Raw genomic sequence first — 23,097 nt, 5'->3', positions numbered from 1 at the left:
TATGCTCTCAGCGCTTTTTTCACACTCCGCGGCCGGTGCCGCGGATTTTTCACATCTGGAACACGCCAGCGTCGAGTTTCGCGATGTGCAGAAACATTACGGTAATCATCAGGTCTTAAAGGGCATTAACCTCACCATCACGCCGGGTGAAGTGGTGGCCATTCTCGGGCCTTCGGGTTCCGGTAAATCTACCCTGATCCGGCTTATCAATCAGCTTGAAACCCTGAGCGGTGGCGAGATCCTGATCGATAACAAACCCACCGGACGGCTCTCCGGCACCGCGCTGCGTCAGTTGCGTAGCCGCGTCGGGTTTGTGTTTCAGCAGTTCAATCTTTACGCCCACCTCACCGCCAGTCAAAACATCACGCTGGCGCTGGAGCATGTTCACGGCTGGAAGGCCCAGCCAGCTCAGGCGCGGGCGCTGGCACTGCTGGAAAAAGTGGGGATGCTGGAAAAAGCACACCATTTCCCTGCCGAACTTTCCGGCGGTCAGCAACAGCGCGTGGCGATTGCCCGCGCGCTGGCCTCTTCACCGCAAATCATTTTGTTCGATGAGCCGACCTCCGCGCTTGACCCGGAGATGATTGGCGAAGTGCTGTTCGTGATGAAGGCGCTTGCGCACAGCGGGATCACCATGATTGTGGTGACGCATGAGATGCAATTTGCCCGGGAAATTGCCGACCGGATTGTGTTTATCGACGCCGGGCACGTTCTTGAAACCGCGCCACCGGAGCAATTTTTCAGGCAACCGTCGCATCCACGCGCTCAGCGATTCCTGCAAAAAGTCCTGAACCCGCTGCATCAGGAGCATCTCTAATGCCCGCACTTGACTGGCAGGGCGTGCTGACCGGACAGCCCCTGCAGTGGATCGCATCCGGATTTCTCACCACCCTGTGGGTGACGCTCGCGGGGATGCTGCTGGCAACCCTGCTCGCGCTGCTTTTTCTGCTTCTTCGCCTGACGGGTGGACGTGTCGGGAACGCGGTCGTCAGTAGCTGGGTGTCGCTGTTTCGCAATACGCCGCTGCTGGTGCAACTGCTGTTCTGGTATTTTGCCGCCTGGAACGGGTTACCACAGGCGTTCCGGGATGCCGTGAATGCGGATCACCGCTGGTCCGTTTTGCCCGGTGACGTCTGGTGGTTTACCCCTGAGTTTTTATGTTCTGCATGGGGGTTAGGCGTATTCACCTCGGCTTTCTTGATTGAGGAAGTGGCATCGGGACTACGTTCAGTCCCTGCCGGGCAACGGGAAGCGGCGCTCACACAGGGATTTTCCGCGTGGCGCTTGTTTCGTTACATCCTTCTGCCGCAGGGGCTGGCCAACGCCTGGCAACCCGTTGTCGGGCAGTATCTCAATCTGATGAAACTCTCATCGCTCGCCAGCGGCATTGGCTTTGCCGAATTGACCTATCAGGTGAGACAGATTGAAAGCTACAACGCCCATGCGCTGGAGGCGTTTACCGTCGGCACCGTCCTGTACCTGCTTACCGGTATGCTGATGGGGGCGGTGCTGGTGCGCCTCGGCCCAATCTCAGGAAGGGGAAACCATGCTTGCCGGACTTAATGTCATTACCGATAACCTGGATTACCTGCTCTGGGGACGTGCGGCAGTCGGTGAGCCTGGCGGGGTCTTGCTCTCGTTGCTGATGGCGCTGGGCGCGGCGGCTCTCGCCCTGCCCGGTGGAATTGCTCTCGCGTGCCTGGCCTGGCGTTTTACGGGGCTTGTGCGCAAGGCGCTCTTTGTATGGGCGGAATTAATTCGCGGGATCCCGTTAATCTTTGTGATTTTCTGGATGTGGTATCTGCTGCCGCTCATCACCGGCGGCGATCTCCCGGGGGCGCTCACCGTCACGCTGGCCCTGGCCTGGTTTACCGCGGCCTCGGTTATGCATTCAGTACTGGCCGGACTCAGTGCCTTACCGTCAGGGCAATACGAGGCCGCCCTGTCTCAGGGTTTCAGTACCCGGCAAACGCTGTCGCGCGTGCTGCTGCCGCAGGCGATGCGCAATATTCTGCCGTCACTGGTGGGGATTTTTATCAGCCTGCTGAAGGATACGTCGCTGGCGTTTATTGTGAATGTCCCTGAGCTCACCACGGTGGCCGGCCAGGTGAACAACCGGGTGCAAATTTACCCGGCGGCCATTTTTATCTTTACGGGTGTGGTCTACTACCTGCTCTGCTGCTCCCTTGAGCAGCTTGCGAAACGCTGGCGCTTCAACCGGCCAGCGCTTTGACCACGGTTTCCATCGCCTGGGTGGTTAACTCGCTACGTTTTACGCGCTGGTTCGCCAGCGCCGTACGCAGCACCCCCGCAATGACAATATGCTTCGGCTCCTGCCCCAAATCACGCATCTCCAGAACGACCTTCCCGACCACCCGACACATCTCCTGATACAGCGCTTCGTCTTTGGTCACATTACCCATCGTCAACACTCCATTGCCCTAAACTCTCAGCTTAAATGATTCATCGCCCGGATACAAAAAAGAAGCCCGGCGAGAGTCCCGCCGGGCTTCATTCGTAAAATCAATAAATTAGTTGTTTACCGGGATCACTGCGCCTTTGTATTTGGTGCGGATCCAGTCCTGAATCGCTTTGGAGTGCAGAACGTTCACCAGCGCGACGATATCTTTCTTCTTCTCGTCACCACGATGCACGGTAATGATGTTGGCATACGGGTTATTTTCACCACTCTCTACCGCAATCGGGTCATGTACAGGATCAAGGCCCGCATCAATCGCGTAGTTGGCGTTAATCACGACCGCGTCACCTTCGTCGTTGTTGTACATCTGTGGCAGCAGAGAGGCTTCCACGTTAGGTGTAAACTGCAGTTTTTTTGGGTTTTCCACGATATCGCTGATACGCGCGGTCACTTTGTCGATGCCCGGTTTCAGTTTGATCACACCCTCTTTTTCGAAGATAGAGAGAATGCGGCCCTCTTCAGATACAGCATCACGCATGATGATTTTGCCGCCCTGCGGCAGATCTTTCAGGGATTTGTATTTTTTGGAATAGATCCCGATTGGCTCGATGTGGATCGCGCCCGCGCTGACAAAATCATAATCCTTATCACCGGCGTGATCTTTCAGCACGCTGTTCAGATAAGGAATATGCTGGAAATAGTTAGCGTCAATATCATGACCCGCCAGCGCGGTGTTGGGCAGAATGTAGTCCTGGAAAGGTTTGATCTCCAGATCGATACCCTGCTTCGCCAGGATAGGCTTCGCCTGCTCCAGAATTTCGGCGTGCGGCGTGTTGGATGCCCCCACGGTCAGGGTATCAGCCCAGGTGGCAAAGCTCAGGGCGCTCAGGGTTGCTGCGGCGATCAGTGTCAGTGTTTTTTTCATGATGATGGTTCCTGTGTGTTATTAGAGATTATCGTTTATCTAACAGTGAGGTCAGGACGTCGCCGCAGAACTGGATAATGAAAACGATGATCAGAATGGTCACCGTCGCCACCAGCGTGACGTCGCCATGGTTGCGCTGGAATCCTTCCAGATAAGCCAGATTTCCCAAACCGCCTGCGCCAATCACCCCCGCCATGGCGCTGTAACTCACCAGCGCAATCAGCGTTACCGTAATACCTGATACCAGTGCAGGTGATGACTCCGGCAGTAAAACCCGAAACACCAGGGTGCTCAGCCGTGCGCCCATTGAGCGCGTGGCTTCAATAACCCCCTTGTCCACTTCACGCAGGGCAATTTCGACCAGGCGTGCGTAGAACGGTGCCGCACCGACAATCAGAGCCGGCAGCGCCGCGTTTGCGCCAAGAATGGTGCCGACAAGGGTTTTCGTGAACGGGATCAACAGCACAATCAGAATGATGAACGGGATAGAACGAAACACGTTCACCACAATTGAAATCACGCTGTAGACCGCGCGGTTGTGGAACAACCCGCCGCGCGCGGTTAAAAACAGCGCCAGGCCAAGGACGATCCCAAGAACAAAGGTTGCCACGCCGGAAAGCGCAGTCATGTACAGCGTTTCCAGCGTCGCCGCCCAGAGTTGCTCCCACTTCAGATGAGGAAAAAGCGTCTCAGCCATGTTTAATTACCTCGCCTTCAATATCGCTGTGCTTCAGGTCGGCGAGGATATTGCTCAGTTGTTCATCCGATGCCACGACGTGTACCCAGAGTTGCCCAAATACGCCGTGGGCCGTTTGGGTCATTTTTCCGTGCAGAATGTTAAACGGCAGGCCGTAGCGCAGAGTCAGCTCGCCCACGATCGGCTTATGGGTGCTGTGGCCCGTAAAGGTCAACCTGATGACGCTACCTTCAAGATCAGCTGCCAGCTCCGTATTAAACGTCTCTTCCTCGGCATACTGGCTCACCTGGCGGACGAACTGCTGAGTGATAGGCTGCTGCGGACGGGTAAAGACGCTCAGCACCTCCCCCTCTTCCACCACTTTGCCGTTCTCCATCACCGCCACGCGGTCGCAAATTTTGCGCACCACGTGCATCTCGTGCGTGATCAGCACAATGGTCAGCCTGAAGCGGCGGTTAATGTCCAGCAGCAGATCGAGGATCTGATCGGTGGTCTGCGGGTCGAGGGCTGACGTGGCTTCATCGCAAAGCAATACGTCGGGGTTATTGGCCAATGCACGCGCAATCCCCACACGCTGTTTTTGCCCGCCACTCAGCTGCGAGGGATAGGCGTTCTCGCGTCCCTTCAGCCCAACGAGATCGACCAGTTCGGCCACGCGGGCCTTAATGTTGGCTTTTGGCACACCGGCGATTTGCATTGAGAACGCAATATTCTCACTCACCGTGCGCGACCAAAGCAGATTAAAGTGCTGGAAGACCATGCTGATCTTCAGACGCGCCTGGCGCAGTGCTTCGCCCTTTGCGGCAGAAATGTCCTGTCCGTTGATGGTCACGCTGCCGCGAGTGGGTTTTTCCAGTCCATTCAGCAAACGAATAAGAGTACTTTTACCCGCGCCGCTGTAACCGATAATGCCGTATATCTGCCCCTGCTCTATCGTCAAATTGACGTTATCAACGGCTGTGAGTGCAACCTTCCCGTTGTCAAAAACCTTCGAAATATTGCTGAGTACAATCATTCTTATGTGTAATCCGTCCCGCGCATGGCGGTTTAGCAGTATGGATGTCCAAATGATAGTAAACAGGCGTTATCACCTTTTAAATGAACAAAAAGGAATTTGTTATAACTTGCAGGAATAAATAGCGGTTTTCGCGCCGGCAGGCATTTAGACCAATTTCAGAAATGATTATCTGGCATGTGCATATCAGCGGTTCATCACCTGATGAAAACGGTTAATTTTGCAGCATTTTTGACTGATATAGCCATCCTCACATCCAGAGCACTTTACGTCTTGCTATCCCTCCATCCAAAAACGGCATTTATATTCTTTTCTGTTCTAAAACGGAGTGAAGGATTCTTTAAGGGGTTAATTTTCCCGCCCTATCATCCTGTCATGACCTCCTGAAAGGAAAACACCATGACGATTTACCACTCCGTCACCGAACTGATTGGCCACACCCCGCTTATCCAGTTGCATAAGCTTGATACCGGTCTCTGCTCGTTGTTTCTGAAGCTGGAAAACCAGAACCCGGGCGGCTCGATTAAAGACCGCGTTGCACTGTCGATGATTAACGAAGCGGAGCGCAACGGCCAGCTCCAGCCAGGCGGTACCATCATTGAGGCGACGGCGGGAAATACCGGTCTTGGCCTGGCCTTGATCGCCGCGCAGAAGGGCTATTCACTGATCCTGGTGGTGCCAGACAAAATGAGCCGCGAGAAAATTTTCCACCTGCGGGCACTGGGCGCTCAGGTGGTACTGACCCGCTCCGATGTCAATAAGGGCCACCCTGCCTACTATCAGGATTACGCGCAACGTCTGGCGAATGAACTGCCGGGGGCGTATTACATCGATCAGTTTAATAACGAAGCCAACCCGCTGGCGCACCGCACTACCACCGCGCCTGAACTGTATGAACAGCTTGACGGTAAGATTGACGCCATCGTCGTCGGCGTGGGGTCTGGCGGCACGCTGGGTGGGCTACAGGCGTGGTTCGCTGAGCACTCACCGCAGACTGAATTTGTGCTGGCCGACCCGGCCGGTTCGGTCCTGGCCGATCAGGTAGAAACGGGACGCTATCAGGATGCGGGCTCGTGGCTGGTTGAGGGGATTGGTGAAGACTTTATTCCTCCGCTGGCACACATCGAAGGGGTGAATCGAGCCTGGCGCATCACCGATCGCGAGGCTTTCACCACCGCCCGCGAGCTGCTGAAAACGGAAGGCATCCTGGCAGGCTCCTCCAGCGGCACCCTGCTGGCGGCTGCGCTGAAATATTGCCAGGCACAGACCACCCCGAAACGGGTTGTGACCTTCGCCTGCGACAGTGGCAACAAATATCTCTCAAAGATGTTCAACGATGACTGGATGCGCCAGCAGGGTTTGATCTCCCGGCCGCAGGCTGGCGATCTCTCCGACTACATTGCCCTGCGCCACGATGAAGGCGCAACCGTCACCGCCGCGCCGGATGACACCCTCTCCACCGTACTGGCGCGGATGCGTTTGTATGACATCTCCCAGCTGCCGGTCCTGGAGAACGGTCAGGTCGTGGGCATCATCGACGAGTGGGATCTTCTGCGCCATATCGGTGGCGATGGCGACCGCTTCTCGCTTCCCGTGACCGCGGCAATGACCCGTCAGGTGGAGTTCCTCGATAAAAACGCCCCGGAAAGCGCCCTGAACGCCATTTTCGATCGCGGTCTGGTGGCGGTCATTAATGACAATGACCGCTTCCTGGGCCTGATTACGCGCAGCGATGTTCTTACCGCCTGGCGCAACCGTCTTCAGCAATAAAGGAATACATGATGAAAAATCTGGCAACCCTGAGCGTACACAGCGGTGAGTTTAACGATCGGCATGGCGCGGTCATGCCCCCGATTTACGCCACCTCCACGTTTGCGCAACCGTCACCCGGCGAGCACACCGGCTATGAATATTCGCGCAGCGGCAACCCGACCCGCCATGCGCTGGAAACCGCCATCGCCGAACTGGAAGGCGGGACCCGCGGCTATGCCTTCGCTTCCGGCCTCGCCGCCATCTCTACCGTGCTTGAACTGCTGGATAAAGACAGCCATATCGTCGCCATTGACGATGTCTACGGCGGGACCTGGCGCCTGATTGAAAACGTGCGCAAACGTAGCACCGGCCTGCAGGTGAGCTGGGTCAAACCGGACGATTTGGCCGGTCTTGAAGCCGCCATCCGGCCGGATACGCGAATGGTATGGGTTGAAACGCCAACCAATCCGTTGCTTAAACTGGCGGATCTGGCGGCTATCGCCGACATCGCCCGTCGTCATCACGTCATCAGCGTGGCCGATAATACCTTCGCGTCGCCCGTCATCCATCGTCCGCTGGAAACGGGTTTCGACATCGTCGTGCACTCTGCCACCAAATACCTGAATGGTCACTCGGACGTGGTCGCCGGACTGGCAGTTGTGGGGGATAACGCCGCGCTGGCGGACAAGCTTGCCTACCTGCAGAACGCGGTCGGCGGTGTACTGGATCCGTTTAGCAGCTTCCTGACACTGCGCGGTATTCGTACGCTGTCGCTGCGGGTAGAAAAACACAGCACCAACGCGCTGGCCATTGCGCAATGGCTGGAGCAACAGCCGCAGGTCGAAAAGGTATTTTATCCGGGGCTGGAATCACACCCGCAATATTCGCTTGCCCGCACGCAGATGGCGCTGCCGGGCGGCATGATTTCTCTGGTGGTGAAAGGCGATGCGCAACGGGCCACAGAGGTGATCCGCTCACTGAAATTATTCACCCTCGCCGAAAGCCTGGGTGGCGTGGAAAGTCTGGTCAGCCAGCCTTACAGCATGACTCACGCTTCGATTCCGCTTGAACAGCGGCTGGCCAACGGCATCGTACCGCAGCTGATTCGTCTGTCCGTGGGCATTGAAGATGCCAAAGACCTGATTGCCGACCTCAGCCAGGCGCTGAAAAACTAAGCAAAACGCGGCAGGTCACGCACCTGCCGCGATAAGATGTCATCTAACCTTAACGCCTTGATAACAATCTCATGTGGATCTGCACAGATTATTTTTGAAACGCTGTTTTCATTTTCCTTTTATCTTAAAATCAGCGTATAATGCGCGCCTAATCCCTGGTGAATGGTTTCAGCGCTTGGAATACAAAAAACAACGTACAACTACTCCTCTCCTTCGTTGGGCTGTCACTCAGGCACACTTTCTTCTGCACGCTCATTTGATGTCTCCTATCCTTAGTGCGTGTCATATACTCTTTTGCAACACAGGTTTGACTCCGCGGCGGTGCGCCCCCGGAGCGAGATTTCCATATCCTTCCCAACTTAAAGACTAAGACTGTCATGAAAAAGACGAAAATTGTTTGTACTATCGGCCCGAAAACCGAATCTGAAGAGATGCTGAGCAAAATGCTGGACGCCGGCATGAACGTTATGCGTCTGAACTTCTCCCACGGTGACTATGCTGAACACGGTCAGCGTATTCAGAACTTGCGCAACGTGATGAGCAAGACCGGTAAAAAAGCAGCCATCCTGCTGGATACCAAAGGTCCAGAAATCCGCACCATCAAACTGGAAGGCGGTAACGACGTCTCTCTGAAAGCGGGCCAGACCTTCACCTTCACCACTGACAAGACTGTTGTCGGTAACAACGAAATCGTTGCGGTCACCTATGAAGGTTTCACCAGCGACCTGTCCGTTGGCAACACCGTGCTGGTAGACGATGGTCTGATCGGCATGGAAGTGACCGCCATCGAAGGTAACAAGGTTATCTGTAAAGTGCTGAACAACGGCGACCTGGGTGAAAACAAAGGCGTTAACCTGCCAGGCGTTTCCATCGCGCTGCCAGCCCTGGCTGAAAAAGACAAACAAGACCTGATCTTCGGTTGCGAGCAAGGCGTCGACTTCGTTGCGGCATCCTTCATCCGTAAACGTTCCGACGTGGTTGAAATCCGTGAGCACCTGAAAGCGCACGGCGGCGAGAAGATCCAGATCATCTCCAAAATCGAAAACCAGGAAGGCCTGAACAACTTCGACGAAATCCTCGAAGCGTCAGACGGCATCATGGTTGCACGTGGTGACCTGGGTGTTGAAATCCCGGTTGAAGAAGTTATCTTCGCGCAGAAGATGATGATCGAGAAGTGTGTTCGCGCGCGTAAAGTGGTTATCACCGCAACGCAGATGCTGGATTCCATGATCAAAAACCCACGCCCAACCCGCGCAGAAGCTGGTGACGTGGCTAACGCCATCCTCGACGGTACCGATGCAGTCATGCTGTCCGGCGAATCCGCGAAAGGTAAATACCCGCTGGAAGCCGTTGGCATCATGGCGACCATTTGCGAACGTACTGACCGCGTGATGACCAGCCGTCTGGACTTCAACAACGACAGCCGCAAACTGCGTATTACCGAAGCAGTCTGCCGCGGTGCGGTAGAAACCGCTGAGAAACTGGAAGCGCCTCTGATTGTGGTTGCCACCCAGGGCGGTAAATCTGCTCGCGCAGTCCGTAAATACTTCCCGGACGCGACGATCCTGGCGCTGACCACTAACGAAACCACTGCCCGTCAGCTGGTGCTGAGCAAAGGCGTGGTTGCGCATCTGGTGAAAGAAATCGCGTCTACTGACGATTTCTACATTCAGGGTAAAGCGCTGGCGCTGGAAAGCGGCCTGGCACAGAAAGGCGACGTTGTGGTCATGGTTTCTGGTGCGCTGGTACCAAGCGGAACCACCAACACAGCATCTGTTCACGTGCTGTAATAATTCCCGAACGAATTAATTTTCATAAAAAGCGTCCTCCGGGACGCTTTTTTTATTTCATGCATTAGCCAAAGTCATTCAAAAAGCAAATCGGGTTTCTCTATTTAATTGCGAATTATCTAAGATGAATCCGATGAAAAATGCCTTTTTTTACAGAGCTTTTTGCCAAAAAAGGGCCGATTCGATGCTTCTTTGAGCGAACGATCAAAAATAGGCGTATTCCCATCAAAAAAATATTCTCAACCTAAAAAACTTTGTGTAATACTTGTAACGCTACATGGAGATTAACTCAATCTAGAGGGTATTAATAATGAATCGTACTAAACTGGTACTGGGCGCGGTAATCCTGGGTTCTACTCTGCTGGCTGGTTGCTCCAGCAACGCTAAAATCGATCAGCTGTCTTCTGACGTTCAGACTCTGAACGCTAAAGTTGACCAGCTGAGCAACGACGTGAACGCAATGCGTTCCGACGTTCAGGCTGCTAAAGACGACGCAGCTCGCGCTAACCAGCGTCTGGACAACCAGGCTACTAAATACCGTAAGTAATAGTACCTGTTAATAAAATGGCGCACATTGTGCGCCATTTTTTTTGTCTGCGTCAAACCCCTACTGCGTCACCTTCTCACCGTCATTTTCCGCGACCACAGCGGATGTCCGACTGTTCTGTACTGACAACACGTTCTGACGCGCTGACGCGCCGTTATCGGCCGACACGGCTACCGGGATCCCCGCGCGGCGTGACAAGGCTTTATCGATAAGCGCTTTATCACTTCCTGACTGCGAGACAAACGTCGCAAAGTCTGCGGAATGCGAAATGGGTGTCATCTGGGGGTTTTCACCCTCAACCTGCGCCAGCGGACGATGCACTTCAATATAGCGTTTACCGTCAGGCTCAACGGAGAACTTCACCGGCTCATTAATGATTTGCACCCGCGTGCCGACCCGCACCTGCTCAAACAGCGCTTTAATATCCGGCGCGTTCATGCGCATACAGCCAGAGCTGACCCGCAGGCCAACGCTGTCCGGTGCACTGGTGCCGTGGATCAGGTATTCCCCGTGACCCACGCCTAAACGCAATGCAAAGCGTCCTAGCGGGTTATTTGGCCCGGCCGGGACCACGGGCGGCAATTTGATGCCCTGCTCCAGAGAGCGCGCTCTGATGCCCGGTGTTGGGGTCCAGGTAGGATTAGGGATCTTCTGGCTGACCCGGGTGGTGGTGACCGGCGTTTCCAGCCCCAGTTGCCCAATGCCGAGCGGGAAAACCTGAACGATGTTTTCGCCCGGCGGGAAGTAGTAAAGCCGCAGCTCCGCCAGGTTCACGACAATCCCCTCACGGGGCGTGTCGGGCAACAGCATCTGCGAAGGGATCGTGATCACTGTCCCCGGCGCAGGGTTTACCGGCGCAATAGTATTATTGGCTTCAAGGATAAGCTGTGCTGCAGTATTAAACCGGCGAGCGATGGTCTGAAGTTTATTATCCCCTTCCTGTATCGTGTAGGTTTGATTTTGCCCAATCAGACGGCTGCCTGCGGGCGGCAACGGGTAATCCATCGCGCGGGCCGAATTAAGAGCACCGAGCGAACCCAGGAGTAATAGAGTTATTAGAGACGCGCGCTTCATGCTGAGATTCCTTATTCACTGACCGGATGCCAGAAAGCTGAAAAACCAGCGAGGCGGGAACCACCTCGCGAAACAGAATGAATGCTGTTCTGTAAGTCTAGCTAAGGATTGCAGCTTTGGCGCGGATGGCGCGAATCATCGCTTCCAGCCCCTGGGAACGGGACGGGGTGAGGTGTTGGGTCAGGGCCATTTTTTCAAACCACGGGCGGACATCAAAAGCGACAATATCCTGCGCTGACATCTGGTGATAGAGAATAAATACCACCGCAATAAGCCCTTTCACAATAGCGGCATCGCTGTCGCCCTGTAATTCGATCACGCCGTCGCGCGTCTGCTCCATCACAATCCAGACCTGGCTCTGACAGCCCTGAATAATATTTCCCGGGTTGTGTGCCTCTTCGCTGAGCGGCGGTAAACGCTGACCCAGCTCAATAATATAGAGGTACTTCTCTTCCCAGTTTGCGCAACGCCCGAAGTTACGCAGTAATTTTTCTTTATCCGGCAAATCTGCCATCTTTCGCCTCTCCGTTAGCCCAGCAACTGGTGAATGCGCTTAAGCCCCGCCACCAGCCTGTCGACCTCTTCCGTTGTGTTGTACATCACCAGCGATGCGCGGCACATCGCCGGCACCTGGTAAAACGCCATCAACGGCATAGCACAGTGGTGCCCGGTACGCACGGCCACGCCGTAATTATCGAGGAAACTGCCCACATCGTATGCATGGTGTTTACCCAGATTGAACGCAATCACCCCCTGGCGGTCCGCCGGGCCATACAGGGTCAGCGCCGGTACGCTGGCAAGCTCCTGCAGCGCGTAGTGCATCAGCAGGTGTTCGTACTCCTGAATCGCGTCAAGGCCAACAGACGTAACATAGGAGATGGCTGCCCCCAGCCCGATAATCCCGCCGGTATTCGGCGTGCCAGCTTCAAAGCGCCACGGCGCGCGTGCGTAGGTGGTCCCTTCCGACAGACTGACGGTCGCGATCATCGAGCCGCCCCCTTCCCACGGTGGCATCGCCTGCAGAATATCTTCTTTCACGTACAGCACGCCAATCCCGGTCGGCCCATAGAGTTTGTGCCCGGAGAAGACGTAGAAATCGCAGTCCAGCGCCTGGACGTCGACCGCGTGGTGCATGACCGCCTGCGCACCATCAATCAGCACCTTCGCGCCAGCCTGGTGGGCTTTCTCAATAATCGCTGCCACCGGGTTCTCGGTTCCCAGCACGTTAGAAACCTGGGTCACGGCCACCAGCCGCGTACGCGCATCCAGCAACACGTCAAGTTGCTCAAGCTGCAGGGTGCCATCAACGTTCAATGGGATCACCCTCAGTTGCGCACCGACACGCTCACAGAGCATCTGCCACGGCACGATATTGGCATGGTGCTCCATCTGGGTGATGATGATGTTATCCCCCGCGTGGACCTGCGCGTTGCCCCAGCTGTTGGCAACAAGGTTGATCCCCTCGGTGGTACCGCGCACAAACACCAGTTCCTCTGGCGAGCGTGCATTGAGGAAAGTGGCGATTTGGGTACGCACATTTTCCATACGCTGGGTCGCCTCCGCACTCAGGGTGTGGATCCCCCGGTGCACGGCGGCATAACCGTGGCGGTAGAATTCCGCTTCCGCTTCGATCACCTGATTCGGTTTCTGCGCGCTGGCCGCACTGTCCAGATACGCCAGGGGCAGACCGTTCACTTCACGGGTCAGAACCGGAAAATCTGCCCGTACTTTCTCTACGGGAAAACTCATGCTTCGCCTCCAGGCAGACGCTGCCCGATACGGGCCAGCACCTGCTGTTTTAACAGGCCATCGTGCAGCGCTTCCGTCAGTTCAGCGGCAAACGCATAGATAATCATTTGCTGCGCCGCCTGCTGGTCGATACCGCGGGAGCGTAAATAGAACATCTGTTCGTCATCAATTCGCCCGACCGTCGCGCCATGGCTGCACTTCACGTCATCAGCATAGATTTCAAGCTGTGGTTTGGTGTCCACTTCCGCCAGGCGTCCCAACAGCAGGTTGTTGTTGGTCATCTGCCCGTCGGTTTTAATCGCGTGCTGCGCCACGTTAATCAGGCCGTTAAACACCGCCCGTCCTTTGTCGCTGACAATGGTTTTGTGCAGCTGGCGACTGTTACAGTAGCCTTTGTTATGCTCAAGCCAGGTGCGTGTATCGCACACTTGCGTTTTAACCGGCATCGCCAGGCTGTTGATGCGAAGCGTTGTATTCTCGCCGTTAAGCTGCGTGCTGGTGTTGTGGCGCAGTACTGCGCCGCCCAGCAAAAAGCTGTGGCTGTATGCCGCGGCATCTTGTCCAAGCAGCATGTCGTTATGCGCAAAGTGGTGGCTTTGCGGGTTTTCAAACGCCAGTTTGATATGGTGAAGTTGGGCATTGGCGGCAACATGCATTGTCAAACGCGCCCCGGTAAAGTGCCGGGCCTCGTTGAGGCTGACGTAATGCTCAATCACCGTGGCCTCCGCCCCTTCCGCCAGCTCAAGGTGGTGGCGATAGTGAGCAGTGTTGATCTCGTCGCCGTCTGCTCCCTGAGTGATGTGCATCAGCAGCAGCGGTTTTACCGGACGCTGGTTACGCTTAACGCGAATATGCGTCACGCTCCGCGCCAGGCTCTCGGTGAGATGCAGGAAGACCTCGGGCTGTACCGGGGCGCTCAGGCTCTGACGGTCATCGTTAATGGCAATCTCAAACCCGCTGTCCTGGATGCTGTCACTCAGCTCAGGGCGGAACTGACCATCGACGAAGACCAGACGCACGGCATCCACGGTCAATGCCAGGGCATCGCGCTGCGCCGGGCTGATGTCTGCCAGGCGGGTGACAAACTCGCCGTTCAGCAGGCCATCAAGCGGCGTGTACTTCCAGTTCTCCTGCTTGCGTGACGGCAAACCGAGACGCAGCATCTGCTGCAGGTGCTGTTGCGCCTGTTCCGAGCGCGTATTGCCCTGCGCTTCAAACAGACGGTGCCACTGCTGGAGCGCATTACTGCTGTTCGGTAAGCCAGCCATAACCCTGCTCCTCCAGTTGTTTAACCAGCGTGAAATCACCGGATTTCACAATACGCCCCTGGTAAAGCACATGGACGTAATCCGGCTTGATGTAATCCAGAATACGCTGGTAGTGAGTGACGATGATGAACGCGCGTTTGCCGTCGCGCAGGGAGTTCACCCCGTCGGCGACAATCTTCAGGGCATCGATATCCAGACCGGAGTCGGTCTCATCCAGAATGCACAGTTCAGGCTCAAGGACCGCCATCTGCAGAATGTCGTTACGCTTTTTCTCACCGCCTGAAAAACCGACGTTGACCGAGCGGGTCAGCAGGTCTTCCGGCATTTTCAGCAACTTAATCTTCTCTTCCATCAGGTCCTGGAAATCAAAGCGGTCCAGCGCCTCCAGTCCGCGATATTTACGTACCGCGTTCAGCGCCGTTTGCAGAAAGAACTGGTTACTCACCCCCGGGATCTCCACCGGATACTGGAAGGCCATAAAGATACCTTCACCGGCCCGCTCTTCCACCGACATCTCCAGCAAATCTTTGCCGTTAAACTCGACCGACCCGTGGGTCACTTCGTAATCTTCGCGTCCTGCCAGCGTCGCGGAGAGCGTACTTTTCCCGGAGCCATTGGGCCCCATAATGGCGTGGACTTCACCCGGTTTGACGTCAAAATTGAGACCACGCAGGATCTCTTTGTCTTCCACGCTAACCTGTAAATCTTTAATACTTAACATGTGCTTTCCTTAACCGACGCTGTGTTCAAGACTAATAGCGAGGAGTTTCTGGGCTTCAACGGCAAATTCCAGCGGCAGTTCAGAGAACACATCCTTACAGAAGCCGTTCACTATCATTGAGATGGCATCCTCCTCACTGATCCCGCGCTGCAGGCAGTAGAAGAGCTGATCTTCCCCAATACGTGACGTCGTCGCCTCGTGCTCAAGCTGGGCGGTATTGTTACGGCATTCAACGTACGGGAAGGTGTGTGCCCCGCAGTCTGCGCCAATTAACATTGAGTCACACTGGGTAAAGTTTCGGGCATTGGTGGCCGTCGGCATGATTTTGACCAGCCCACGATAGCTGTTCTGACTGTGCCCGGCGGAGATGCCTTTGGAAATAATGGTCGACCGGGTGTTTTTACCGATGTGGATCATCTTGGTACCCGTATCTGCCTGCTGATGGCCGCTGGTCAGGGCCACGGAGTAGAACTCACCGATCGAGTTATCCCCACGCAGAATACAGCTCGGGTATTTCCAGGTGATCGCAGAGCCGGTTTCCGACTGGGTCCAGGACATTTTGCTGTTTTCGCCTTCGCACAGCGCACGCTTGGTCACGAAGTTCAGAATACCCCCGGTGTTGCCATCGCCCGGGAACCAGTTCTGCACCGTGGAGTATTTCACCTCGGCATCTTTATGAATGATGACCTCAACCACCGCAGCGTGAAGCTGGTAGCTGTCACGGACCGGTGCGGAGCACCCTTCAATGTAACTGACGTAGCTGCCTTCATCGGCCACCAGAATGGTGCGTTCGAACTGACCGGTTTTTTCCGCGTTGATGCGGAAATAGGTCGACAACTCCATCGGGCAGCGAACGCCTTTTGGCACGTAGATAAAGGTGCCATCAGATGCTACCGCCGCATTAAGCGCGGCAAAAAAGTTATCGTTACTCGGCACCACGGTGCCGATGTACTTTTTCACCAGCTCAGGGTGCTCGTGAATCGCTTCGCCGAAGGAGCAGAAAATAATCCCCTGCTCTGCCAGTTTTTCACGGTAGGTTGTCGCCACTGAGACGGAGTCAAAAATGGCGTCCACCGCCACCTCTTTCCCTTCGCGAACGGGCACACCCAGCTGGTTAAACGCCTCTTCCACTTCTTTGCTCAGGAAGCTGTTGTCCGCACCGGTTTGCTGCACAGCGCCAGGCTGTGAGGCGCAGGTGTCGTCGCAACTCCCGCAGGATGGCGCAGAGTAGTAGCTGTAATCCTGATAGTTCAGCTTGTCATAATGCGCTTTCAGCCAGTGAGGTTCTTCCATTTCCAGCCAGGCCCGGAAGGCGCTCAGACGAAACTCCAGCATCCACTCAGGTTCATTACGCTTGGCCGAGATCGCCCTGACGACATCTTCATTGATGCCTTTCGCCAGTTCATCGGTCTGCAGCTGGGTAAAGAACCCCTCTTTATAATTGAGGTGGCCGCCACTCCAGGTGTTAACATCACTCGTTGCTTCAGTATTACGAGACATAGTACCGCCTATACCCCAAAGCTTTCGCCGCACCCACATTCGTTCTGGGCTTTCGGGTTATGAAATTTGAATAACTGGTTTAAACCTTCACGTACGTAGTCCACTTCCGTGCCGTCAATAAACGGCATGGCCTGCAGGGCGACATACAATTTTGCGCCGTCAGTTTCGAATACCAGATCATCTTTCTCGGGTTCTGTGACGGTATCGAGCACGTAACCGAATCCTGCGCAGCCGGTCTGTTTCACCCCCAGGCGCACGCCGAGGATATCTGGCTTTTTCGCCACCAGTTCGTGAATATGTGCCGCCGCCGCTGGCGTGAGCGTTAAGCCACGCCAGGCGAAGTCGGCAGGATTGAAGGTTTCTGAATGCAGTTCCATAGGTCCACCTCATCTAATAAGCCCCAGGGCATAACACCATGTTAGTGATAACGATTATCACTTCAACCCTCTGTCAGCAGGGGCATTGGGCTAAATCGCCCTTTTTGCATACTTTTATTAAGCATAGACCCTGTCAGCGGATGCGGGCGGGATGGATTTAATTGTTCAATACTTTGAAAAATAATGGGTTATCGAATCAGAAAAGCAGAGTAAAGGGGAAAAGTAAAATATGTATCGGAAATACCTATTTTTAAGATAGATTTTATCCAGGGGAACGACGAGCAAAAAAAAAGGCCTTCAAGGCCTGCGGAAATTAATGATGAAAGGAGACAACAAAACCCTGTTCACGCCAGTGGTCAAGCAGTTCCTGCTGACGCGGCGTCGGCGCTTTACCGGTCCAGACGAAAATTCTTTGCCCAGGAAAAAGCTCCGGACGAGGGGAATCAATCGGGTCGGCCAGCACGTCAATATGCCACCCCTTTTGTGCCAGACGCGCAGCCTCAAGCCACAGGTGGGTCCGGTCATCGCACTCCCAGCCAATAAGCAGAGCTTCTTTACCGGCTTTCTTACGTGACTCCGCCAGGCTTGCGACAGCAAACTCTATCAGCACACCGTCAAGCAGGCTCGCCATATGACGCACCGTATTTTGATCCTGATTCATTCGCTGACGAACGGGAGAAATAATATTATCGATAAGCGCATCCATCGCGTGATCGCGGCGGAACTCGCCTATTTTGGCGCGCAGCTTTGCCGGGCTGGCATAACGCAAAACCGTCATCATCTCTTCCTGGATTGATGCCCAGTTACCCTGAGTCATCACTTCTTTGTTTTCCAGCAAGCCTTTGACTTTGCCGACCGAAACGCCGCTTTTCATCAGGCGTTTGATCTCTTCAATACGCAGGATATCTTCATCGTCAAACTGACGATGGCCCCCTTCGCTTCGCTGCGGCTTCAACAATCCATAACGGCGCTGCCAGGCACGCAGCGTAACGGGGTTGATACCGCATCGTTCGGCCACTTCGCCGATACTGTAATAGGCCATTAACTCCCTCACGCTTAGAACTTCCATACCCAACCAGACCAACCTTATCAGATTGTACAAACCATTTGTATAACTAAGGCCTCTTTTTGAGCGGGTGAAGGGTATACAAGTTCCTTCACCCGTTAATGTATTGTTGTACAAATTTTGCCGCGCGTACAGTCAAGCTTGCAGGTTTATGTACAGCTTTCTCAAAATTCAAACTTCTTCTCTGGCCACGCGATCGCCGGAATTCCCCCGTGACGCGGGCTGGCAAACAGATGCCCCTGGAACTGGGAAATGCCTGCAGACTCCAGCCACATCCACTCTTCAGGCTTCTCAACGCCAACGGCACAGAACTGGATCTCCAGCGAGGAACAGCAGGTGATAATCGCCTGAATGATGGCCTGCCGCGGGCCGCTTTTGTGCACATTCGCGACCAGATCGCGGTTAATCTTAATTCTGTCAGGCTGGAATTGCGCCAGTAACTGCAGACCGGCAAAACCGGCACCAAAGTGATCGATGGTTACGCTGATACCGGCACTTTTTAGCTGCCTGACCGAATGGGTAAACTCTTCAAAACGGGAAATCGCTTCGCTCTCGGTGAATTCCACCACAACCTGCTCCGGCACAAAGCCATTCGCGTCAATGGCCGTCAGCAGGAAATCCACGGCGCCAGGCACGTTGACCAGCGTCATGGGCAGCAGGTTAATGGATAATGTCTGATCCTGTAATCCCAGTGCGCTCGCCATGGAGAGCGCGACCTGCTTGCTTTTCAAATCAGAGGCGTACACCTCTTCACGAGGAATTTGGGCAAAATAGGCCCCAGGCGATTCACCGGTGGGCGTGCGGATCAAGGCCTCCCAGGAGACGACCTGCTGCATAAACGGATCCACGATAGGCTGGAACGCAAAGCTGCAATCCGCACCTTTAGCCACCACCTCCGGTTGCGCCGATAAAGGCGTCTCTTCCGGGATAAAATCCCAGGCATCTGCAGGCGGCAGTTCAAAATAGTTGGCTTTCTCCGTGGCCTCCACGAAGGTGCGGAAAAACTGCAGGGCGCGATCGCTATATGTCAGCTGATACCTGCTGGTGCCTTTGTCGAGAACCTGCTGAAGCACCTCTTCCCTGTCGAACTGACGCAAGTCAAAAAGCTCCATGCCAACCTTGCCGAAGCGTCGGGAGGGGCCGTGATCGCGCATCAGCTCCACCACGTTATGGTGGCGCGTGTCCTGGCAAATCTGCTCGTAAATGGATGAAACGTTTTCCGCTGGGCCTTCGAGCAACTGAAAAAAATGCGTGCCGTTAAACAGCAAGATCCCCGTGACATTGGATTGCCGGTTTTTACTATTTGCAGCAGCTACCATGTTTTCCAGCGCTTTCACTGGAACGTCCTCGCAGATATGACTGCGGTATATGATGGTTGTAAGCATGCTTATCCTGAAGGGGGTTAGGGGTTGGCCACAAAAACACGTTGGTAAACATCTGTTATAGCATATTAATTACGTGACAAATAATTTACATCTCAACCATTTACGGCACCTAATGCATCCGTTTCCCGCATTGTACAACTTATCCATCACCGTGCGTATTGTACAATATATTCTGTAACGGAAATGCTTCATTTTTATGACTCAACCGACTGATAAACATAGAATTTATAAAATATATCACAATTATTTTAAAAAATTGTACATTTCCTATGTACAGATTTGGAAATTGTGTATACCTTAAATGTAACGTTAGTGATTACATTTTTTTACAGGAGCGAAACATGCAGCAGAAGGACTATGTCGCAGATTCAGCAGCAGCGATCGCGCACTACTTCGAGAAGGCCGCGCTTCCTACCCAACAGGAGACGCTCGGTCAGGTCGTGGTTGAGATTCTTAGCGACGGGCGAAATCTGAATCGCAAATCGCTCTGTACCAAACTCTTAAGCCGCCTCGAAAAGGCCGATGGGCCTGAAGAGGAACAGCATTACCACATGCTGCTTGGTCTGCTTTTCGAACGGTAATGTTATGAACAGCAGTGATGCAGACCGACTGACTGACCAGCTTATCGGTGAAGCCGTTCTTTCTCTTTTGAAAGAGCGAGGCCCCGTCACAACCGAAGCTCTGGTTCAGCGTCTGCGGGATATGAAAGCACATGAAAAGGATCCCCAGCGGCGGGAGACACTTGCGATGGTGATTGCCGACATCGGTTCAAACAACATCGCCCTGAAACGTCGCAGAACCGCGCAAGGACGAACGGATAGAGAGGGATCTCTCAACGTTAAAAGAGACAATGTAGTGCCGTTATTTGGAAATGGAAAACCGTCCGATCCCAGGAAAATACATTGACTGCAATTTTACAGCTACGGTGAGAACAAATGAGACAAAATATTCAGCTTCAACCCGAATACCATTCCGCTTTTTTAGAAAGCGCGCTGTCGGAATATTTCCGTCACGCAGGCGATCGTTTTGCTGAAGAGTCCGCTGTTTTTTCTACTGCAGTACGCTGTGTTCTGGCTTCTGAAGGACACCTGTCCAACAAAGCGATCATTTTGTGGCTGATCCAGACGCTGGAATCCACAAACGACGTTGTGCAGGCAGATGTTATTCGTAAGACCCTGGAAATCGTTGTGGGTCACACCATGGACGATCTCTAAAAACCCTCCCCTCTGTGAATACTAACGTGTCATCGTCAAAACTGACGATCGGGCTGACGATGACACGTTCCCTCCTCGTATAACACCCTGTAAAACCTACAAAGTAAATGTGGCATGGTTCCTGCTTACTCCCGTTTACGGGACTGGGCTACCCAGTCAACTTTGCTTCATTTCTTAACAGGTCTGTTATTGATGAAAAAAATCGCCAGCGTCTGCCCCTACTGTGGTGCAGGCTGCAAATTAAACCTTGTCGTCGAAAATAACCGTATCCTCCGTGCCGAAGCGGCCGAAGGCGTAACAAACCAGGGCACCCTGTGCCTGAAAGGCTTTTATGGCTGGGACTTCCTGAACGATACGCGTCTGCTTACCCCCCGTCTGACTCAGCCCATGATCCGCTACCACAAGGGAGAGGCTTTTACCCCCGTCACCTGGGAAGAGGCGATCCGCTATACCGCCCATAAACTCAGGAGCATAAAAGAGCAGTATGGCCCGCGGTCCATCATGACCACCGGTTCCTCCCGGGGAACAGGGAATGAAACGAACTATGTGATGCAAAAATTTGCCCGTGCGGTGCTGAATACCAACAACGTGGACTGCTGCGCGCGCGTCTGTCACGGCCCTTCTGTTGCCGGGTTACAGGAAACCCTCGGCAACGGTGCAATGAGCAATTCCATTAACGATATTGAAAACTCAAAATGCCTGCTGGTGTTTGGCTATAACTGCGCCGATTCACACCCCATCGTCGCCCGTCGGGTCTTAAAAGCCCGCGAAAATGGCGCGAAAATCATCGTCTGCGATCCCCGTCGCATTGAAACCGCACGCATTGCCGACCAGCACCTGCAGCTGAAAAACGGCAGTAACATGGCGCTGGTCAATGCGTTTGGCTATGTCCTTCTGGAAGAGGAGCTGTACGACAAAAACTACGTCGCGCGCTTTACCGAAGGGCTTGACGCTTATCGGGAAACGGTTAAAGACTACGCGCCCGAAAACGTCGAACATCTCACCGGCATTCCAGCCCGGGATGTGCGTCAGGCGATGCGGACGTTCGCGGCTGCGCCTTCCGCCACCGTCATGTGGGGCATGGGCGTAACGCAGTTTGGTCAGGCTGTAGACGTGGTCAAAGGTCTCTCCAGCCTGGCGCTGCTGACCGGAAACCTTGGTCGACCTGCCGTCGGCGTTGGGCCAGTACGTGGTCAAAACAACGTTCAGGGCGCGTGTGATATGGGCGTTCTGCCCAATATGTTCCCGGGGTATCAGGACGTTACGGACCCGGCGGTCCGGCAGAAATTCGCCACTGCCTGGGGAATCGATGTCGGGATTATGGACAAAGAGGTTGGAACGCGTATCACCGAAGTCCCTCACCTTGCGCTGGAAGGTAAGGTAAAAGCCTATTACATCATGGGCGAGGATCCGCTGCAGACTGAAGCCGATCTGGGGCTGGTGCGCCGCGGTTTTGAAGCACTCGATTTCGTGGTGGTTCAGGACATCTTTATGACGAAAACGGCGGAAGTGGCGGATGTTCTGTTACCTGCCACATCGTGGGGAGAACACGGTGGCGTCTTTACCTGTGCCGACCGCGGTTTCCAGCGTTTCGGTAAAGCCATTGAGGCCAGCGGCAACGTGAAACGTGACTGGGAGATCATCAGCCTGCTTGCTACCGAAATGGGCTACCCGATGCATTACGCATCCAACCAGCAGATCTGGGACGAGATGCGCGAGCTCTGTCCGCTGTTCTATGGCGTGACATACGAAAAAATGGGTGAAATGGGCCATGTGCAATGGCCGTGTCCAACGCTCGATCACCCGGGGACGCCGTATCTCTATAAAGATAACCAGTTCGATACGCCGAGCGGCAAAGGCCAGCTTTTTGCGGCAGCCTGGCGCGCGCCAGCCGAGATACCGGACGAAACGTATCCGCTGGTGCTCTGCACCGTGCGTGAGGTCGGCCACTACTCCTGCCGTTCAATGACCGGCAATTGCGCCGCGCTGCAAAGCCTTGCCGACGAACCAGGCCGTGTACAAATGAACCCCCTTGATGCGGACAACCTGGGCATTAAAGACGGACAGCTGGTGTGGGTGCATTCCCGTCGGGGCAAAGTCATTACCCGTGCCAGCATCAGCGAGCGCATCAACGCCGGTGCGGTTTATATGACTTACCAGTGGTGGATTGGTGCCTGTAACGAACTGACGCAGGATAACCTTGACCCGGTCTCCAAAACGCCAGAAACCAAGTATTGTGCGGTTAAGCTTGAGGCAATTGAAGATCAACGCTGGGCGGAAGACTTTGCGGCGTCGTCTTATCAGACCATGAAGACGCGGTTAATCACGGCGGTGAACGTCTGAGGAAAAAGAGGCTCGCCACGGCGAGCCTCTTTATACGTTTGCTTATAATCATATGTAACATCGCTAAATATCAGTAGTCA

General features: G+C 54.4%; 25 protein-coding genes. 12 read left to right on the top strand and 13 right to left on the bottom strand.

Going from position 1 to position 23,097, the window contains the following annotated elements:
- The first annotated feature begins 1 nt into the window (after position 1).
- From ACN9MQ_RS09610 to ACN9MQ_RS09600, 3 genes are read left to right on the top strand one after another with little or no spacing between them, the layout of a single operon-like run.
- The gene (locus tag ACN9MQ_RS09610; RefSeq protein ID WP_014169754.1) at positions 2–817 is read left to right on the top strand and encodes an amino acid ABC transporter ATP-binding protein; all 816 of its coding nucleotides are present in this window, start codon (positions 2–4) and stop codon (positions 815–817) included.
- Positions 817–1,563, top strand: coding sequence for an amino acid ABC transporter permease (locus ACN9MQ_RS09605; protein ID WP_426021443.1), 747 nt, complete (start codon positions 817–819; stop codon positions 1,561–1,563). Before ACN9MQ_RS09610 ends, ACN9MQ_RS09605 begins: the two co-directional genes overlap by 1 nt.
- Entirely contained in the window at positions 1,547–2,233 is a 687-nt protein-coding gene (locus ACN9MQ_RS09600) for an amino acid ABC transporter permease (protein WP_047744540.1), read from the top strand. Before ACN9MQ_RS09605 ends, ACN9MQ_RS09600 begins: the two co-directional genes overlap by 17 nt.
- Here the strand turns inward: ACN9MQ_RS09600 and fumD are convergent.
- From fumD to ACN9MQ_RS09580, 4 genes are all read right to left on the bottom strand, one after another.
- Positions 2,214–2,423 carry a fumarate hydratase FumD gene (gene fumD / locus ACN9MQ_RS09595; RefSeq protein ID WP_014831602.1) on the bottom strand — a complete coding sequence of 70 codons (210 nt, stop codon included), beginning with the start codon at positions 2,421–2,423 and terminating at the stop codon, positions 2,214–2,216. The two genes, ACN9MQ_RS09600 and fumD, sit on opposite strands and share 20 nt — an antisense overlap.
- A 108-nt stretch (positions 2,424–2,531) precedes the next feature.
- Positions 2,532–3,344 carry a MetQ/NlpA family ABC transporter substrate-binding protein gene (locus ACN9MQ_RS09590; RefSeq protein WP_014169750.1) on the bottom strand — a complete coding sequence of 271 codons (813 nt, stop codon included), beginning with the start codon at positions 3,342–3,344 and terminating at the stop codon, positions 2,532–2,534.
- A gap of 28 nt (positions 3,345–3,372) precedes the next feature.
- Positions 3,373–4,041 (bottom strand): methionine ABC transporter permease, encoded by a 669-nt coding sequence (locus tag ACN9MQ_RS09585; protein WP_025204366.1) that lies wholly within the window; start codon positions 4,039–4,041, stop codon positions 3,373–3,375.
- Complete coding sequence (locus tag ACN9MQ_RS09580; protein ID WP_020884357.1) at positions 4,034–5,056, bottom strand: methionine ABC transporter ATP-binding protein; 1,023 nt, start codon at positions 5,054–5,056, stop codon at positions 4,034–4,036. Before ACN9MQ_RS09580 ends, ACN9MQ_RS09585 begins: the two co-directional genes overlap by 8 nt.
- Before the next feature lie 399 nt (positions 5,057–5,455).
- Here ACN9MQ_RS09580 and ACN9MQ_RS09575 point away from each other — a divergent pair, with 399 nt between their 5' ends.
- The 5 genes from ACN9MQ_RS09575 to lpp all read left to right on the top strand — a co-directional run bounded on the left by ACN9MQ_RS09575 (position 5,456) and on the right by lpp (position 10,320).
- Positions 5,456–6,826, top strand: coding sequence for a pyridoxal-phosphate dependent enzyme (locus tag ACN9MQ_RS09575; protein ID WP_014169746.1), 1,371 nt, complete (start codon positions 5,456–5,458; stop codon positions 6,824–6,826).
- An 11-nt stretch (positions 6,827–6,837) separates the two neighbouring features.
- Positions 6,838–7,983: a trans-sulfuration enzyme family protein gene (locus ACN9MQ_RS09570; protein WP_040017288.1), complete on the top strand. Its 1,146-nt coding sequence runs from the start codon at positions 6,838–6,840 to the stop codon at positions 7,981–7,983.
- A gap of 73 nt (positions 7,984–8,056) precedes the next feature.
- Positions 8,057–8,353 carry a hypothetical protein gene (locus tag ACN9MQ_RS09565; RefSeq protein ID WP_419145756.1) on the top strand — a complete coding sequence of 99 codons (297 nt, stop codon included), beginning with the start codon at positions 8,057–8,059 and terminating at the stop codon, positions 8,351–8,353.
- A gap of 7 nt (positions 8,354–8,360) precedes the next feature.
- Positions 8,361–9,773, top strand: coding sequence for a pyruvate kinase PykF (gene pykF, locus ACN9MQ_RS09560; protein ID WP_014169744.1), 1,413 nt, complete (start codon positions 8,361–8,363; stop codon positions 9,771–9,773).
- 310 nt (positions 9,774–10,083) lie between these two features.
- On the top strand, positions 10,084–10,320 hold the full coding sequence (lpp, locus tag ACN9MQ_RS09555; RefSeq protein ID WP_001082307.1) for a murein lipoprotein Lpp: 237 nt from the start codon (positions 10,084–10,086) through the stop codon (positions 10,318–10,320).
- Positions 10,321–10,380: 60 nt separating this feature from the next.
- Here lpp and ldtE read toward each other — a convergent pair whose 3' ends face one another.
- From ldtE to ACN9MQ_RS09510, 9 genes are all read right to left on the bottom strand, one after another.
- Positions 10,381–11,394, bottom strand: a complete 1,014-nt coding sequence (ldtE, locus tag ACN9MQ_RS09550) for a L,D-transpeptidase LdtE (protein WP_014169743.1) — start codon at positions 11,392–11,394, stop codon at positions 10,381–10,383.
- 97 nt (positions 11,395–11,491) lie between these two features.
- A complete protein-coding gene (gene sufE, locus ACN9MQ_RS09545; RefSeq protein ID WP_020884362.1) occupies positions 11,492–11,908 on the bottom strand; it encodes a cysteine desulfuration protein SufE in 417 nt (138 codons plus the stop codon).
- 14 nt (positions 11,909–11,922) lie between these two features.
- Complete coding sequence (sufS, locus tag ACN9MQ_RS09540; RefSeq protein ID WP_426021442.1) at positions 11,923–13,143, bottom strand: cysteine desulfurase SufS; 1,221 nt, start codon at positions 13,141–13,143, stop codon at positions 11,923–11,925.
- On the bottom strand, positions 13,140–14,411 hold the full coding sequence (sufD, locus tag ACN9MQ_RS09535; RefSeq protein WP_059305564.1) for a Fe-S cluster assembly protein SufD: 1,272 nt from the start codon (positions 14,409–14,411) through the stop codon (positions 13,140–13,142). Before sufD ends, sufS begins: the two co-directional genes overlap by 4 nt.
- Positions 14,386–15,132: a Fe-S cluster assembly ATPase SufC gene (sufC, locus tag ACN9MQ_RS09530; RefSeq protein WP_020884365.1), complete on the bottom strand. Its 747-nt coding sequence runs from the start codon at positions 15,130–15,132 to the stop codon at positions 14,386–14,388. Before sufC ends, sufD begins: the two co-directional genes overlap by 26 nt.
- 9 nt (positions 15,133–15,141) lie before the next feature.
- On the bottom strand, positions 15,142–16,632 hold the full coding sequence (gene sufB / locus ACN9MQ_RS09525; protein WP_020884366.1) for a Fe-S cluster assembly protein SufB: 1,491 nt from the start codon (positions 16,630–16,632) through the stop codon (positions 15,142–15,144).
- Between the two features lie 8 nt (positions 16,633–16,640).
- On the bottom strand, positions 16,641–17,009 hold the full coding sequence (gene sufA, locus ACN9MQ_RS09520; RefSeq protein ID WP_014169736.1) for a Fe-S cluster assembly scaffold SufA: 369 nt from the start codon (positions 17,007–17,009) through the stop codon (positions 16,641–16,643).
- Positions 17,010–17,322: 313 nt separating this feature from the next.
- A complete protein-coding gene (locus tag ACN9MQ_RS09515; protein ID WP_410377407.1) occupies positions 17,323–18,051 on the bottom strand; it encodes a MerR family transcriptional regulator in 729 nt (242 codons plus the stop codon).
- Between the two features lie 188 nt (positions 18,052–18,239).
- A complete protein-coding gene (locus ACN9MQ_RS09510; RefSeq protein ID WP_047744529.1) occupies positions 18,240–19,460 on the bottom strand; it encodes a diguanylate phosphodiesterase in 1,221 nt (406 codons plus the stop codon).
- Positions 19,461–19,801: 341 nt separating this feature from the next.
- Between ACN9MQ_RS09510 and ycgZ the strand changes: the two genes are divergently transcribed.
- From ycgZ to fdhF, 4 genes are all read left to right on the top strand, one after another.
- The gene (gene ycgZ / locus ACN9MQ_RS09505) at positions 19,802–20,041 is read left to right on the top strand and encodes a regulatory protein YcgZ (protein WP_020884368.1); all 240 of its coding nucleotides are present in this window, start codon (positions 19,802–19,804) and stop codon (positions 20,039–20,041) included.
- A gap of 4 nt (positions 20,042–20,045) precedes the next feature.
- Entirely contained in the window at positions 20,046–20,366 is a 321-nt protein-coding gene (locus tag ACN9MQ_RS09500) for a hypothetical protein (RefSeq protein WP_426021441.1), read from the top strand.
- 29 nt (positions 20,367–20,395) lie between these two features.
- Positions 20,396–20,674 carry a biofilm development regulator YmgB/AriR family protein gene (locus ACN9MQ_RS09495; protein WP_014169732.1) on the top strand — a complete coding sequence of 93 codons (279 nt, stop codon included), beginning with the start codon at positions 20,396–20,398 and terminating at the stop codon, positions 20,672–20,674.
- A gap of 192 nt (positions 20,675–20,866) precedes the next feature.
- Positions 20,867–23,017, top strand: coding sequence for a formate dehydrogenase subunit alpha (gene fdhF, locus ACN9MQ_RS09490; protein ID WP_068794541.1), 2,151 nt, complete (start codon positions 20,867–20,869; stop codon positions 23,015–23,017).
- The last annotated feature ends 80 nt before the right edge of the window (positions 23,018–23,097 follow it).

It is taken from the genome of Enterobacter sp. R-25 (assembly GCF_049913205.1).
GTDB lineage: Bacteria > Pseudomonadota > Gammaproteobacteria > Enterobacterales > Enterobacteriaceae > Enterobacter > Enterobacter ludwigii.
Note: the sequence above shows the minus strand (reverse complement) of the source record. Positions and strands in the feature narration are given on the sequence as shown.